This is a genomic window from Bradyrhizobium sp. Crot121, from assembly GCF_059512385.1.
In genome coordinates, this window is sequence record NZ_JCAMOR010000029.1 from 68464 (window position 1) to 82232 (window position 13769).

The window sequence follows — 13769 nt, forward strand, 5'->3', positions numbered from 1 at the left end:
ATGTCGATGACGGCCTCCCTGAGCGCCCCACGAAACTACGCCGGCGTCGCGGTCGCGACGCTGGCTTTCGCCGCGCTGGCGCTTTTGCTCGACGGCCCGGTCTGGTTGGTCAAGCTGGTGCCGACCCAGGATGGCCCGGTGCATCTGGCACAGGCCGACCTGATCGCCCGCTTCGGATGGGGTGGCGTGCTGCAGGAGCCTGCCGCCTCCTTCTACCAGTGGAATTCGCGCATCGAGCCGAACTCCGCGATCTATCTGTTGCTCGCCGGCCTGATCCGGCTGACCGGGAATCCGCTGCTCGCCAACACGCTGTTTCTGAGCCTGTACGGGCTGATCTGGATCGCCGCCGCCTTTGTGGTGTCCCGCACGGAAACCGAGCGGCCGCTGCTGCCGATGCTGCTGCTGTTGCCGGTTGCCTTCGGCGTCTTCATCCATTGGGGCTTCTACAATTTCGCCCTTGGCGTGCCGCTGTTCCTCTTGTTCGCAAGCTTCTGGAGCAAGGTGCGCGGGCGCGGTGACATCTTCACCTTCCTCGCCACCGCACTATTCCTGGCGGCCCTCTACCTGACCCACATCACCTCCGTGGTCGCGGCCTGCCTGCTGCTTGCGGCTGACGGTATCACCCGTGCGCTCCGCACGCTGGAGCACGCCGGCCCGCGCGCCGCCGGCCGACGATTGCTCGTCGATGGCGTCTGGTCCGCTGCGGCCGCCATGCCGGTGCTGGTCCTGATCGCAGGGTTTCTCCTCGCCTACCAGAACATTCCCGGCGAGGTGCCGGGCGGAGAAGGCGGCATCACGCAGATCCTGCGCCGGATCCTTGCCGCCACGCACCTCTTCACCTTCACCTCCTGGGAAGTGGCGGCGCTGGCGCCGCTTCTGGCGGCGGTGCTGGTGACCGGCGCCATGGCGCTGCGGCGCTTGCGGGCGGGCAACCTGACCTGGCCCATCTTCTTCGTCCTTGTGGTGCTGGTGTCGCTCCTCAACCTGAAGACCGGCTCGGCGCTGCTGTCGGAACGGCTCGCTCCCTATAGCTGGATCGCGGTCGTGCTCTTCATCGCGAGCCGCCAGCCACGCGAAGCACTGGTGCGCATCCTGTGCTTGGCCGCGATCGCCGGCCTGGTCTGCCAGACCGCGATCCGCACGGTGGCCTACAAGCGCTGGGCGCCGGTGCTGGAAAGCGAGCTTGAGATCGGCCGCGAGAACCCCGGCAGGACCTTCGTCAATGCCGATCTGATCGCCCAGCGCGACAGCTCCCTGTTCGCCTGGCGCATTCGCCCCACTTTGCATGCGGCCCAGACCGCGGCGCTGGCCGCCCGCGGCGCAGGTCTCTCGTCCACGCTGCCCTCGACCCGCTATTTCGGCTATTTCCCGCTGCAATATGTGTCGTCGCACGATTTCCTGCGCGCGACCACCGACTGGGAAAGCGAGCGCGACGCCGCTGAGCTCGCAAAATTCCGCAACTCCAATCGCGGCGCGCCGCAGGTGCTGATCGTGTCGTCCTCCGATCAGAGCGGATCAGCCGTCGCAAGCAATCTCGGCTATGGCGACTGCAAGGCAAGCCAGAGCGGTGGACGCGAGATTGTGGCCTGCACGGTTCCGAACCAGTTGAGTGCGATGCGTGACTGACCTTACCCTGAACGTTGCCTCAACACCGCGGAAGCAGCGGGATGCACGCATGGCCGCCGATGCGCTGCTGGGCCTGCCGATATCGATGCCGCTGGTGCTGGACCTCGACGGCACCCTCATCAAGGGCGATCTCCTCTATAAGAGCTTCTTCTCGATCCTGCGCCGCAATCCGCTGATCGTGCTCGCCTGCGCCAGATGGCTGTTGCGAGGACGCGCCGCGCTCAAGCGCCAGCTTGCGCTGCGCAACCGCATCGACTGGGATCGGCTCGAATTTCATCATGAGGTCGTCGCGTTGGCGCGCCTGGAGCAGGCCGCCGGCCGCATGATCGTGCTCGCTACCGCCGCCGACGCCGTGCTCGCCGGCCAACTCGCATTCCGCCTGCCCGTCTTCGATCAGGTGTTCGCCTCCGATGGCAAGGGAAACCTGAAGGGGCCGGCCAAGGCCACGTTGCTCCGCGAGCTATTTCCGGAAGGCTTCATCTATGCCGGCGACAGCAAATCCGATCTCGCGGTCTGGGCCCACGCCAGCGGCATCATCCTCGTCAACACGCGACGATCGGTCGGTGACGCAGCGCTGGCGCTAGGACGGCCAACGCTGGATTTAACCGCCCGGCCAGACAGCCAGCGTTAACAAGCCCTAACGCAATCGTTCGATTGCAACCGACGTTGCGATCCCAAGCTTAAATTTCGGCGCGTATAGAGAGGGCCAGTAGGACCCTCGCCGCCGATGAATCTGCATCAGGAAACATACGCCTCCAGCTTCAAGATCGTCTGCACCGATTGCGGCAGCCTATCGATCAAGCTGGAGAGACCGGCCGCCGCATCCGGTGACACGGTGATCGAATGCCGCTGCTGCAGCGCTGTCCGCGGCACATTGGCCGATCTCAGGGATCTGGCCCGCCGCGGCCGGGACCTCTACGAATTCTAGTCTGGGCCAGAATCTGGCGGTCTCCGCCGTCAGGCGGCGGTCAAGCGAGCGCCGACACCCGGTACCGGAATGGCATTGATCGGACCGTCTACCCAGGCTTGCTCTTCAATATCGAGCGCACTGCTTCGCAGCTTTGCGGCGTATCCCAGAAACAGGAACAAGGCGACGTCCCTGCTGATCCTGCCATGCGCCATGCTCAGCATGAGCGTGAATACCAGGCTGCACAGCACGAAGCGGGCTTCGCGGTTGATCCTCGCCAGCGACAACATCCGCGTTCCCATCGCGTGATAGAGCAACAGGATGAGGAAGATACCCGCCGGCCAGCCGAATTCGATGATGGCCTGCAGGATCGAGTTGTGAACCTGGAAGCCTTTCAGGCACGACCGCTGGGTGAAACCGTCCAGTCCCAGTCCCGTCAGCCCCGCTTCCGGCAGCAACGCGAAGGCGTCCTTGTAGAGCTGCTGCCGGATGATGATCGAATTGTCCAGGTCGATCGAAGGACAAGAGGCTTGCGAAGGCGGAGGCGACACTGGCGGAGCTGCCTCGGTAGCGATGCGGCCTGATGCGGCGGGGGCTGGCAGTGCACTCGCCGGCGGCGAAACCGGCGGCGCCGGCGATTCATCGTTGCCCGGCTCGGCAACCTGAAAACCCAACGCCGCTTCGGCGAGCTTGGCGAATCTGAGCGTTGTTGATGACCTGACAACTGCGCCAAGCGCAACCGAAGCGATCGTGACGCACACGATCACGGCAATGAATTTGCGCTGGCCGGCCTTGGCAACCAACATCGCTGCGAGCAGCGCCACCACGATCACGATGAAGGAGTAGCGTACCATCGACGCCGCGAAGATGACCAGGGGCACGGCCGCGAGGATCGAGATCCATGCAGTCCGTCGCCAATTGAGTTCTGTGCAGGCCAGCGCCAGAAGCAGCAAGCCAAGCGACGTCGTGAATTGCGCCGGCGCAGCGTCGTACTCGTCAAAGACCAGCGGTTTACCATGGTGGTCGTTCCATTGGCCAAGCAGCGCCACCAGCGTGACGACGGCTCCGACCGCCACGATCGCGCCTGTGACAACCACGAAGGCTTGGGGAACTTGGCCGCAACGGGAGCTCACCCTGATCGCGGGATAAGCCGCAAGCGACAACCCCAGAAGGGCAGCCTCTTTCGGAGCGGCGATGCCGTTGACGGCGAACGAGAGCGCGATGCCGCAACAAAACAGCACGAACAGCACGTCGCAAATGTCGGGCCTGAACTCACGCCATCTCGCCAGAAGAAGCAGCGCAGCAATTGGCGTGGCCAGCAGCAGACCGGTGATTGTCGAGCCAGCCCCGGCGAAACCGTGCGCGAGCACCGCAAACGGCCCAGCGGATAGCAGGATGGCGAACAATACCGATTGCAAAGCCCGGCCCTCGTGAAACTGATAGTGTCGAAGCTCAATCAGAAAAGTTCTCAGAATAGCTCTATATCGACTCCGTGACAGTTCTCGCAATTGCAAAGGTAGCAGCACGCGCCGGTCGCCACTCGACGTAAATTCGCTCTATGCTTGTGGCAACACGATGGCACCTCCGAGCGCTTTCCAGCCCGCCATCTGGCTTTCCAGCCCGCCATCTGATGGAACCCGGCGAGTCGCCTCGGGCAGGAAACGCGGAGCCTTCCGTGCAGCGCCGCTGATTCCCTATCAACACGCTGCAAAGCCCTGCAGGACACGGGGAATCTCAACGTCCTTGACTTCAAAAGACCGCCCCTTTAAGTCCCCCACGTCTCGCGGAATTGCGCATCACGCGGGAGTAGCTCAGTTGGTTAGAGCGCCGGCCTGTCACGCCGGAGGTCGCGGGTTCGAGCCCCGTCTCTCGCGCCATTTTGGCGATGTGTTTCAAAGAGTTAGCTCCGCGCTCGACTTATCGATCCGCTCCCTTCGCCAAACTTCCCGCCGGCAACTCGGCGCCTTCAGTTGTTGCGAACGGCCCCGTTCGCACAACCGTTTCATAGCTGCGACGTTTGGCGGTTTTGCGGTTTCGATGCAGGAAACGCCTGATTTTCGGGCGAAACGGCGTAGTCAGTCAGGGTCCGAATCGACTAAGGCCTGAAATGTCAGGGTTTCCTGGACCCTCGCCATCGAGACCCCCTAGGGCTCCAGATCTCCCGTCGACGCGTTTTCCCCAACGATTCAGCATCCGCTTCGTTCGAAAACGCTTCTTTAAGCCGTTCATCACGAGGAGGGCCACACATGGCGAAGAAAGCAGCGACCCCGGCGACCATCACCCTGAAGCATCTGGCGGCGGCGATCGCCGAAGACCAGGAGCTCTCCAAGAAACAGGCCGAAAGCATCCTGACCGACGTCGTGACGCGAATCACCAAGCACCTGAAGAAGGGCGAGCGTATCCGCATCGTCGGCCTCGGCATCCTGCAGGTGCGCAAGCGCGCCGCCCGGATGGGCCGCAACCCCGCCACCGGCGAGCAGATCCACATCAAGGCCAGCAAGAAGGTCGCCTTCCGCCCCGCCAAGGAACTCAAGGAAGCCATCTAATCGGCCAAAGTGACCGGCCGAGTGATCGGCCAAGCCCTTCGTTCAATCAGCGCCATTCCGGCTCTTCGACGCGGCCCCCGGAGTGGCGCTTTTCTGTTATAGAGCCAGCCCAATCCCTCTCCTGCAATTGCGGTCACCATGCTGGCTCCCACGCTCGATTTCAAACACACCGTCACCGAGCGCTTCCTGCGCTACGTCGTGATCGACACCCAGTCCGATCCGGAATCGCCGACCTGCCCTTCCACCGAGAAGCAGAAGGATCTCGGCCGCCTCCTCGTCTCGGAATTGCAGGCGATGGGGCTCAGCGACGCCCACCTCGACCAGCACGGCTATGTCTACGCGACCATCCCGGCCACATCAGACAAGAAGGTGCCGGTGATCTGCTTCTGCTCGCACATGGACACCTCGCCGGACTGCACCGGCAGGAATGTGCGGCCGCAGATCGTCAGGAACTATCGCGGCGGCGACATCGTGCTGCCGGCCGACCCCGCGCAGGTGATTCGGGCCGCCGAGCATCCAGCGCTGTCCGACCAGATCGGCAACGACATCATCACCACCGACGGCACCACGCTGCTGGGAGCGGACAACAAGGCCGGCGTCGCCGAGATCATGGATGCCGCCCATTTCCTCGTTAACAATCCCCAGGTGAAGCACGGCACCATCAAGATCCTGTTCACACCCGATGAGGAGATCGGCCGCGGCGTCGACAAGGTCGACCTGAAGAAACTCGGCGCCGATTTCGCCTACACAATCGACGGCGAAACCGCCGGCCATATCGAGGACGAGACCTTTTCCGCCGACGGCGCCACCATCACGATCGAAGGCGTCTCCACCCATCCCGGGTTCGCCAAGGGCAAGATGGAGCACGCGATCAAGATCGCCGCGGGGATCATCGAGCGGCTGCCGAAGACGACCTGCTCGCCGGAGACCACCGAAGGCAAGGAAGGCTTTCTGCATCCGATCGCGATCTCGGGCGCGCTGGAGCAGGCCAGGCTCGACTTCATCGTGCGCGATTTCACGGAGGCCGGGCTGAAGGAGAAGGAGGCGCTGCTGGAGGCCATCGTCAAGGACGTGATGAAGGCCTATCCGCGCTCGACCTACCGCATGGAGGTCAAGGAGCAGTACCGCAACATGAAGCAGGTGATCGACCGTCACCCCGAGATCGTCGACTACGCGGGCGAGGCCATTCGCCGCGCCGGCCTGACCCCGGTGAAGACCTCGATCCGCGGCGGCACCGACGGCTCGCGCCTCTCGTTCATGGGCCTGCCCTGCCCCAACATCTTCGCCGGCGAGCACGCCTTCCACTCGCGCCTGGAATGGGTGAGCCGGCAGGACATGGAAAAGGCGGTGCAGACCATCGTACATCTCGCGATGATCTGGGAAGAGCGGGCGTAGCGCCGCTCTTCCGTCATTGCGAGCGGAGCAAAGCAATCCATCGCGCCGCGTGTGGAGACATGGATTGCTTCGCTCCGCTCGCAATGACGGTTGGCTGCTACGAAGCCTTCGCCGTCACGATCCAGATCGAGGCAGGCAGCATCACTGAATTGCCTTTGACGAACGGCGCGAGCGCCTCGCGGATCGCACCGGCGGCAGCGGCGCGGAGTTCAGGCGGCTGATCCTGCAGCGCCCGGCTGACCGGCCCGATCTCGAGCGCGCCTTGCACGGCGCCATCGAGGCCGCCGCCGATCGCGGCGTCGAGCGAGAGCGGGCACGGCTCCATCTCCACATTCGTAAAGCCGGCCGCGCCGAGGATACGTCGCACACGCTCCTCCGAGGCGAACGCGAACGGCCCGGGATCCTCGGGGCCCTGCTGCGGCAATTTCGGCACGTGCTTGTAGGCGGCCTGCAACGGCGTCATGAAGAATGGATTCTCTCGCGGCTCGCGCCAGCAGACGAACGCAAGCCGCCCCGACGATCGCAGCGCCTTCCTCATATTCGCACACGACACCGCGGGATCGGCAAAGAACATCACGCCGAACCGCGACGCCAACAGGTCGAAGCTTGCGGGAGCGAACGGATACACGGTCGCGTCCGCGAGCGCATATTCCAGCGACAATCCCGGCGTCACGCGTTGCCGCGCCCGCTCGAGCATCGGGCCCGATACGTCGATGCCGAGCACGTGGCCGGACGGCCCGACCTTCCCTGCAAACGCGACGGTGGTCGCGCCGCTGCCGCAGCCGACATCGATGACGCGCTCGCCTGTGTTCGGCCTGGCGCGATCGATCAGGATATCGAGGACCGGTGCCAACAGGACGTCCTGCGCTGCTTGCCGGTCAGCCCAGCGCTGGCCACCCGGCCCGTTCCAATAGGCGATCTGGTCGGCGTTCTGCTCGTGGCCAAGGGCGGTATCCATCAGCATGTCTCTTCGTTGTAATCCGCAGCATCATTGCGGTGCCTGCTTCGCGGCACTGCCGGTCTTGGATTTCTTCTGCGTTGTGTGGCTGGCCGGCGGAGCCGCGTTGTCACTGCGCACAGCGCCCCAGGGATCGCTGGGCCCTGCCTTGTCGGGAATGTTGCGCAACGACTTCTTGTAGGCGCGCTCGGCGTTGCGCTCCTCCTCCTTCTGCGACGGACTCTTCTCCTTGTCGATGTCACCATATTGCGGCACGGCATTCTGTGCGAACGCCGATCCGGCCATCAGCGCGATCATCACGGCGGCAACAAAGACTCGCATGGGCAGCTCCCGGGGGTTTTCATGCAATGATATCACCCGGTTGGGCGCATCGCCAATCCTCCGGCGAGCGCAGCGCCGCGCATTGAGGCCGCATTGCTTTCACCGAATGGCCACATGAAAAGCAGATGCCAACCAGATTTCCCGGATAGGACTCGTTTGGTCTTCAACCTGGAAAGGCATGACCATGCGCATCTTTACGGCATCCGCCATCATTGCAGCTCTCTGCCTCGGAACACCGTCTTTGGTGCTGGCGCAGGGAACTCCCTCGCAACGTGGGGCGGAGTCGCCACCCGCTCAGTCCGAGCCCGGCACCGTGATACGGACCATACAGGTTGTTGACGTCAAGGAACTGCAGCCGGCGGTGCGCTCGAAAGTCGATGAGATCATCTCGCAGACGAGCGACGAGGACATGCAGTCACTTCGGAAGACCATCGACGCGACCCCGCAGGCGGTATCCGCGCTCAAGGCCAAGGGCGTGACGTCGTCGCAAGTCGTTGCCATCAACATCGCCGATGGCATCCTGACGATGTTCACCAAGACGGCGTGAGATCGGATATCATTTCGACAGGCTGCGTCTGCATCGGTGCGGCATCGAACTTGCCGCACCAATTCGCCTTCGCTCTGCGAAACTTCGGCCCGCCGAGCCGAAGCCCGCGCAGAGCGCATTCGCGCGAGCTCAATTGTGACTGGTGCGCTATCATTGCCCATCTGAAATCCAGCCGTTGCGGCTCCGCGACGGCGAAACTATGGGTCATGCGCACCATCGAGGATCATCATGAGCTTGAGAGAAGGCGCCGCGGCCATCGTGATCGATACAGATGGTCGCTTTCTCATGCAATTGCGCGACGACAAGCCCGGTATCGTCGATCCCGGCAAGATCAGCCTTTTTGGTGGCCGACGCGAAGGCAACGAGACTTTCAGGGACTGTATTGCCCGTGAGATCCACGAAGAACTGGGCTGCCATCTGCCGGCAGAGCGCTTCCAGCATCTCGCGCGCTGCGTTGGTTCAAACCACCCGATTACCGGCGGCAACTTTCACGCCGAGATATTTATCGTCCGATCGATTTGTTCTGAAGAGCTGACGATTACTGAGGGCAAGCTAACGACGTTCACGCTCGCCGAACTCTGTCAGATCAGGGAATCTCTCGCGCCGCTTGCCCAATTTGCCGTCGACGCCTTCTTGTCGGAGGCCAAAGCGACCAACATGGCGCAAGAGTAGAAAGGCCCTGCGCTACAAAAGCTGATCTTCGCGGGTGAACAAGGATGAACGCTGACGAACAGCACCAGTCCGCCTTCGCTCTCCAAGCTCCGGCTTGCCGAGCCGAAGCCGCAGGGCGAAGGCTGGTGGGCGGCGAGAGATTCGAACTCCCGACCCTCTCGGTGTAAACGAGATGCTCTAACCAGCTGAGCTAGCCGCCCTCGCCTGCTTCTTTACCCTCGCCCTGGCCCGCGGCGCAAGGTGGCTACCATCATTCAGTCGGAAGTCCCGGCAATGCCTTGAGATCATTGATCCAGGGCGCGGCCGAGCGGCACCAGATTTGGCGCCGCGGCTGCAATTGGTCGCGCTGGCGGATGCTGCCCCAGCGGATGCCCCAATCCTCCGGGCCACCGTCCTCGCCGCTCGTGAACAGCGGGGAACCGCATTCGGGGCAGAAATGCTGGAAGCGGATCCGGCCATTGTCGCCGGGCTTCCCATAGATTTTCGGCGATTTGCCCGTGAGGCGTATCGCTTCGCCGGAGCAGATCACTGTGACGCGGTAGGGCGAGCCGGTCAGCGTCTGGCAATCCGTGCAGTGGCAGATCGAGACCCGCTCCGGATCGATATCGGCATCAAAGGTCACGAAGCCGCAATGGCATTGTCCGTCGATCTTCATGGCGCCCTCCTCTCTGCCTGCCGCTTGTCCTGGCGCGTTATCTTCGCGCGAAACTCCCATAAACAAAAACGGCGCCCGAAGGCGCCGTTCGTTGTTCAAGCAATCCGGTCCGGTCAGTGCGCCGTCAGGCCGCCGGTCTCTTCGGCAGCGTCGGGCTTGACGTCGACCTTGGTCTCCTCTTCCCAGACGATCGGTGTGGGCACCCGCACCAACGCCCTGGCGACGACCTCGTCGAGCCGGGAGACCGGGATGATCTCCATGCCGCCCTTGATCGCATCGGAAATCTCCGTGAGATCCTTGGCGTTGTCCTCGGGGATCAGCACCGTCTTGATGCCGCCGCGGGCGGCAGCCAGGAGCTTCTCCTTCAGACCGCCGATCGGCAGCACGCGGCCCCGCAGCGTGATCTCGCCGGTCATCGCGACCTCGTGGCGGACCGGAATGCCGGTCATGACCGAGATGATCGCGGTGGCCATCGCCACGCCTGCGGACGGTCCATCCTTCGGCGTCGCACCCTCGGGCACGTGCACGTGGATATCGCGCCTGTCGAATAGCGGCGGCTCGATGCCATAGGTGATCGCACGCGAGCGGACGTAGGACGCCGCCGCCGAGATCGATTCCTTCATGACGTCGCGCAGATTGCCCGTGACCGTCATCTTGCCCTTGCCGGGCATCATGACGCCTTCGATGGTGAGCAACTCGCCGCCGACATCGGTCCAGGCCAGACCGGTGACGATACCGACCTGGTCCTCGCTCTCGATTTCGCCGAAGCGGTACTTCGGCACGCCGAGGAACTCTTCGATGTTCTTCTCGGTGACCTTGACCGACTTCTTCTTGGAGATCATCAGCTCCTTCACCGCCTTGCGGGCGAGTGTGGAGAGCTCACGCTCCAGGTTGCGCACGCCCGCTTCGCGGGTGTAGCGGCGGATCATCAAGAGCAGCGCATCGTCATCGATCGACCATTCCTTGGAATCCAGACCGTGCTTGGAGAGCGCGTTCGGGATCAGGTGCTTGCGCGCGATCTCGACCTTCTCGTTCTCGGTGTAGCCGGCGATCCGGATGATCTCCATGCGGTCCATCAGCGGTCCCGGAATATTGAGCGTATTCGCGGTCGTGATGAACATCACGTTCGACAGGTCGTAGTCGACCTCCAGGTAGTGGTCGTTGAACGTCGAGTTCTGTTCGGGGTCCAGGACCTCGAGCAGAGCCGATGACGGATCGCCGCGGAAGTCGGCGCCCATCTTGTCGATCTCGTCGAGCAGGAACAGCGGATTGGAGGTCTTCGCCTTCCGCATCGACTGGATGATCTTGCCGGGCATCGAGCCGATATAGGTGCGGCGGTGACCGCGGATCTCGGCTTCGTCGCGCACGCCGCCGAGCGAGACGCGCACGAATTCACGCCCCGTCGCCTTCGCGATCGACTTGCCGAGCGAGGTCTTGCCGACGCCGGGAGGCCCGACCAGGCACAGGATCGGTCCGGTCAGCTTGTTGGCGCGCGACTGCACCGCGAGATACTCGACGATACGGTCCTTGACCTTCTCGAGCCCGTAATGGTCGGAGTCCAACACCGCCTGCGCGGCTTCCAGATCCTTCTTGACCTTGGACTTCTTGTTCCACGGGATCGACAGCAGCCAGTCCAGATAGTTGCGCACCACGGTCGCTTCCGCGGACATCGGCGACATCTGACGCAGCTTCTTCAGCTCATGCTGCGCCTTTTCGCGCGCTTCCTTGGACAGCTTGGTCTTGTTGATGCGCTCTTCCAGATCGGCCAGCTCGTCGCGACCTTCGTCGTCGCCGAGCTCCTTCTGGATCGCCTTCATCTGCTCGTTCAGGTAATACTCGCGCTGGGTCTTCTCCATCTGGCGCTTGACGCGCGAGCGGATGCGCTTCTCGACCTGCAAGACCGAGATCTCGCTCTCCATCAGGCCCAGCACCTTCTCCAGGCGTTGGGTGACCGACAGCGTCTCCAGGATCGCCTGGCGATCGGCGATCTTGACCGCCAGATGCGAAGCGACGTTGTCGCTCAGCTTGGCGAAATCGGTGATCCCCTGAACAACGCCGACGACTTCGGCGGATATCTTCTTGTTCAGCTTCACATAGCTTTCGAAATCGGACACGACCGAGCGCGCCAGGGCTTCGGCTTCAACCGAATTGGCGTCGGTGTCGGCGAGCGCGACGGCGGTCGCCTCGTAGAACTCGCTGCGGTCGGAGTATTTCTCGACGCGCGCGCGCTCGAGCCCTTCGACCAGCACCTTCACGGTGCCGTCGGGCAGCTTCAGGAGCTGCAGCACGCTGGCGAGCGTTCCCGTCTCGTAGATCGACTCGGGCGCCGGATCGTCGTCGGACGCATTCTTCTGCGTCGCGAGCAGGATCAGCGCATCGTTCTTCATCACTTCTTCAAGAGCGCGGATCGACTTCTCGCGGCCGACGAAGAGCGGCACGATCATGTGCGGGAAGACAACGATGTCACGGAGCGGCAGCACCGGATAAGAATGGCTTTCGCCGTAGACAATCGATGGCCGGGGTTTTGAGGTTGTCATGGCCTATTCCTTTCGTTGTGCCCCCTTGCACGCGGCCCGCTTGCTTGCGCAACCACCACAAGGTGCCTGTATGATCCGAATGTCGCTCGGCCCTCGGCCGCTCGTTTCAGATATCAGATGACGAATCTTGAGACGTAAATCTTCATCACCGACAGCATTAGGTGGCTATCGGCCATGGGGGTGTCAAGTACTTAGAAATACCGGAAAATCCGGAATAAACACGCAGCATTAATTACATCGAAATGGCCACCGGGAATCCGGCAGCCATCGGTATTTTCGTTCATTCGGCGGCCGCCCGCGAGCGCGATCAGGCGCTCGCGCTGCTCTCGACCGCGCGGTCGGAACGATCCGCGTAGATGTACAGCGGACGGGCCGTTCCCTCCACCACCTCGCGCGAGATCACAACCTCCTCCACGCCTTCGAGGCCCGGAAGATCGAACATGGTCTCGAGCAGGATGCTCTCCAGGATCGAGCGCAACCCGCGCGCGCCGGTCTTGCGTTCGATCGCCTTGCGGGCGACCGCGCCAAGCGCCTCATCAGCGAAGGTCAGCTCGATATTCTCCATCTCGAACAGCCGCTGATACTGCTTGACCAGGGCGTTCTTCGGATCGGTCAGGATCTTCTTCAGCGAGGTCTCGTCGAGATCCTCCAGCGTCGCGACCACCGGCAAGCGGCCGACGAATTCCGGGATCAGACCGTACTTCAGCAAATCCTCCGGTTCGACGTGGCGGAAAATCTCACCGGTGCGGCGATCTTCCGGCGCGAGCACCTGCGCCGCAAAGCCGATCGAGGTCGAGCGGCCGCGTGCGGAGATGATCTTCTCCAACCCGGAGAAGGCGCCGCCGCAGATGAACAGGATGTTGGTGGTGTCGACCTGCAGGAATTCCTGCTGCGGATGCTTTCGGCCGCCCTGCGGCGGAACGGAAGCCACCGTGCCTTCCATGATCTTGAGCAGCGCCTGCTGGACACCCTCACCCGACACGTCGCGCGTGATCGAGGGATTATCCGACTTGCGGCTGATCTTGTCGATCTCGTCGATGTAGACGATGCCGCGCTGCGCGCGCTCGACATTGTAGTCGGCCGCCTGCAGCAGCTTCAGGATGATGTTCTCAACGTCCTCGCCGACATAGCCGGCTTCCGTGAGCGTCGTCGCGTCCGCCATCGTGAAGGGCACATCGAGGATGCGCGCCAGCGTCTGCGCGAGCAGCGTCTTGCCCGAGCCGGTCGGACCGATCAGCAGGATGTTCGACTTCGCGAGCTCGACGTCGTTGTGCTTGGTCTGGTGATTGAGCCGCTTGTAGTGATTGTGCACGGCAACCGACAGCACCTTCTTCGCATGGCTCTGGCCGATGACGTAATCGTCCAGCACCTTGCAGATTTCTTTCGGAGTCGGGATGCCGTCGCGCGACTTCACCAGCGAGGACTTGTTCTCCTCGCGAATGATGTCCATGCAGAGCTCAACGCACTCGTCGCAGATGAAAACGGTGGGACCCGCGATCAGCTTGCGGACTTCGTGCTGGCTCTTGCCGCAGAACGAGCAATATAGCGTGTTCTTGGAATCGCTCGTGCCGACCTTACTCATTCTTATCTCCGTCCGCCGTTCGA

13 protein-coding genes and 2 tRNA genes are annotated in these 13769 nt (G+C 62.8%); 8 read left to right on the top strand and 7 right to left on the bottom strand.

What is annotated here, in order from left to right:
• The 3 genes from AC5ZGW_RS24255 (at window position 1) to AC5ZGW_RS24265 (ending at window position 2554) form a co-directional block, all read left to right on the top strand.
• The gene (locus AC5ZGW_RS24255; protein WP_130227016.1) at window positions 1–1626 is read left to right on the top strand and encodes a hypothetical protein; all 1626 of its coding nucleotides are present in this window, start codon (window positions 1–3) and stop codon (window positions 1624–1626) included.
• A 49-nt stretch (window positions 1627–1675) separates the two neighbouring features.
• Complete coding sequence (locus tag AC5ZGW_RS24260) at window positions 1676–2257, top strand: haloacid dehalogenase-like hydrolase (protein WP_130227017.1); 582 nt, start codon at window positions 1676–1678, stop codon at window positions 2255–2257.
• A gap of 96 nt (window positions 2258–2353) precedes the next feature.
• A complete protein-coding gene (locus AC5ZGW_RS24265; protein WP_130227018.1) occupies window positions 2354–2554 on the top strand; it encodes a hypothetical protein in 201 nt (66 codons plus the stop codon).
• Window positions 2555–2583: 29 nt separating this feature from the next.
• Here AC5ZGW_RS24265 and AC5ZGW_RS24270 read toward each other — a convergent pair whose 3' ends face one another.
• Complete coding sequence (locus tag AC5ZGW_RS24270) at window positions 2584–3951, bottom strand: O-antigen ligase family protein (RefSeq protein WP_130227019.1); 1368 nt, start codon at window positions 3949–3951, stop codon at window positions 2584–2586.
• A gap of 382 nt (window positions 3952–4333) precedes the next feature.
• Here AC5ZGW_RS24270 and AC5ZGW_RS24275 point away from each other — a divergent pair.
• From AC5ZGW_RS24275 to pepT, 3 genes are all read left to right on the top strand, one after another.
• Window positions 4334–4410: transfer RNA gene (locus AC5ZGW_RS24275), tRNA-Asp, on the top strand.
• A 369-nt stretch (window positions 4411–4779) separates the two neighbouring features.
• Window positions 4780–5079 carry an HU family DNA-binding protein gene (locus AC5ZGW_RS24280; RefSeq protein WP_027580650.1) on the top strand — a complete coding sequence of 100 codons (300 nt, stop codon included), beginning with the start codon at window positions 4780–4782 and terminating at the stop codon, window positions 5077–5079.
• Window positions 5080–5217: 138 nt separating this feature from the next.
• Entirely contained in the window at window positions 5218–6474 is a 1257-nt protein-coding gene (gene pepT, locus AC5ZGW_RS24285; RefSeq protein WP_130227020.1) for a peptidase T, read from the top strand.
• A gap of 97 nt (window positions 6475–6571) precedes the next feature.
• On the opposite strand, the gene AC5ZGW_RS24290 is transcribed toward pepT, so the two are convergent.
• Complete coding sequence (locus AC5ZGW_RS24290; RefSeq protein ID WP_130227021.1) at window positions 6572–7432, bottom strand: class I SAM-dependent methyltransferase; 861 nt, start codon at window positions 7430–7432, stop codon at window positions 6572–6574.
• Between the two features lie 30 nt (window positions 7433–7462).
• Window positions 7463–7753, bottom strand: coding sequence for a hypothetical protein (locus AC5ZGW_RS24295; RefSeq protein WP_028162818.1), 291 nt, complete (start codon window positions 7751–7753; stop codon window positions 7463–7465).
• Between the two features lie 178 nt (window positions 7754–7931).
• Here AC5ZGW_RS24295 and AC5ZGW_RS24300 point away from each other — a divergent pair, with 178 nt between their 5' ends.
• Both AC5ZGW_RS24300 and AC5ZGW_RS24305 read left to right on the top strand, forming a co-directional pair.
• Window positions 7932–8300 (top strand): hypothetical protein, encoded by a 369-nt coding sequence (locus AC5ZGW_RS24300; protein WP_028162819.1) that lies wholly within the window; start codon window positions 7932–7934, stop codon window positions 8298–8300.
• A 228-nt stretch (window positions 8301–8528) separates the two neighbouring features.
• Window positions 8529–8972, top strand: coding sequence for an NUDIX domain-containing protein (locus AC5ZGW_RS24305; RefSeq protein WP_130227022.1), 444 nt, complete (start codon window positions 8529–8531; stop codon window positions 8970–8972).
• A gap of 123 nt (window positions 8973–9095) precedes the next feature.
• On the opposite strand, the gene AC5ZGW_RS24310 is transcribed toward AC5ZGW_RS24305, so the two are convergent.
• From AC5ZGW_RS24310 to clpX, 4 genes are all read right to left on the bottom strand, one after another.
• A tRNA-Val gene (locus AC5ZGW_RS24310) sits at window positions 9096–9172 on the bottom strand.
• A 50-nt stretch (window positions 9173–9222) separates the two neighbouring features.
• The gene (locus AC5ZGW_RS24315) at window positions 9223–9627 is read right to left on the bottom strand and encodes a GFA family protein (protein WP_130227023.1); all 405 of its coding nucleotides are present in this window, start codon (window positions 9625–9627) and stop codon (window positions 9223–9225) included.
• Between the two features lie 113 nt (window positions 9628–9740).
• Entirely contained in the window at window positions 9741–12164 is a 2424-nt protein-coding gene (gene lon / locus AC5ZGW_RS24320; protein ID WP_130227024.1) for an endopeptidase La, read from the bottom strand.
• 307 nt (window positions 12165–12471) lie between these two features.
• Window positions 12472–13746 carry an ATP-dependent Clp protease ATP-binding subunit ClpX gene (gene clpX, locus AC5ZGW_RS24325; RefSeq protein ID WP_024506813.1) on the bottom strand — a complete coding sequence of 425 codons (1275 nt, stop codon included), beginning with the start codon at window positions 13744–13746 and terminating at the stop codon, window positions 12472–12474.
• Between the last annotated feature and the right edge of the window lie 23 nt (window positions 13747–13769).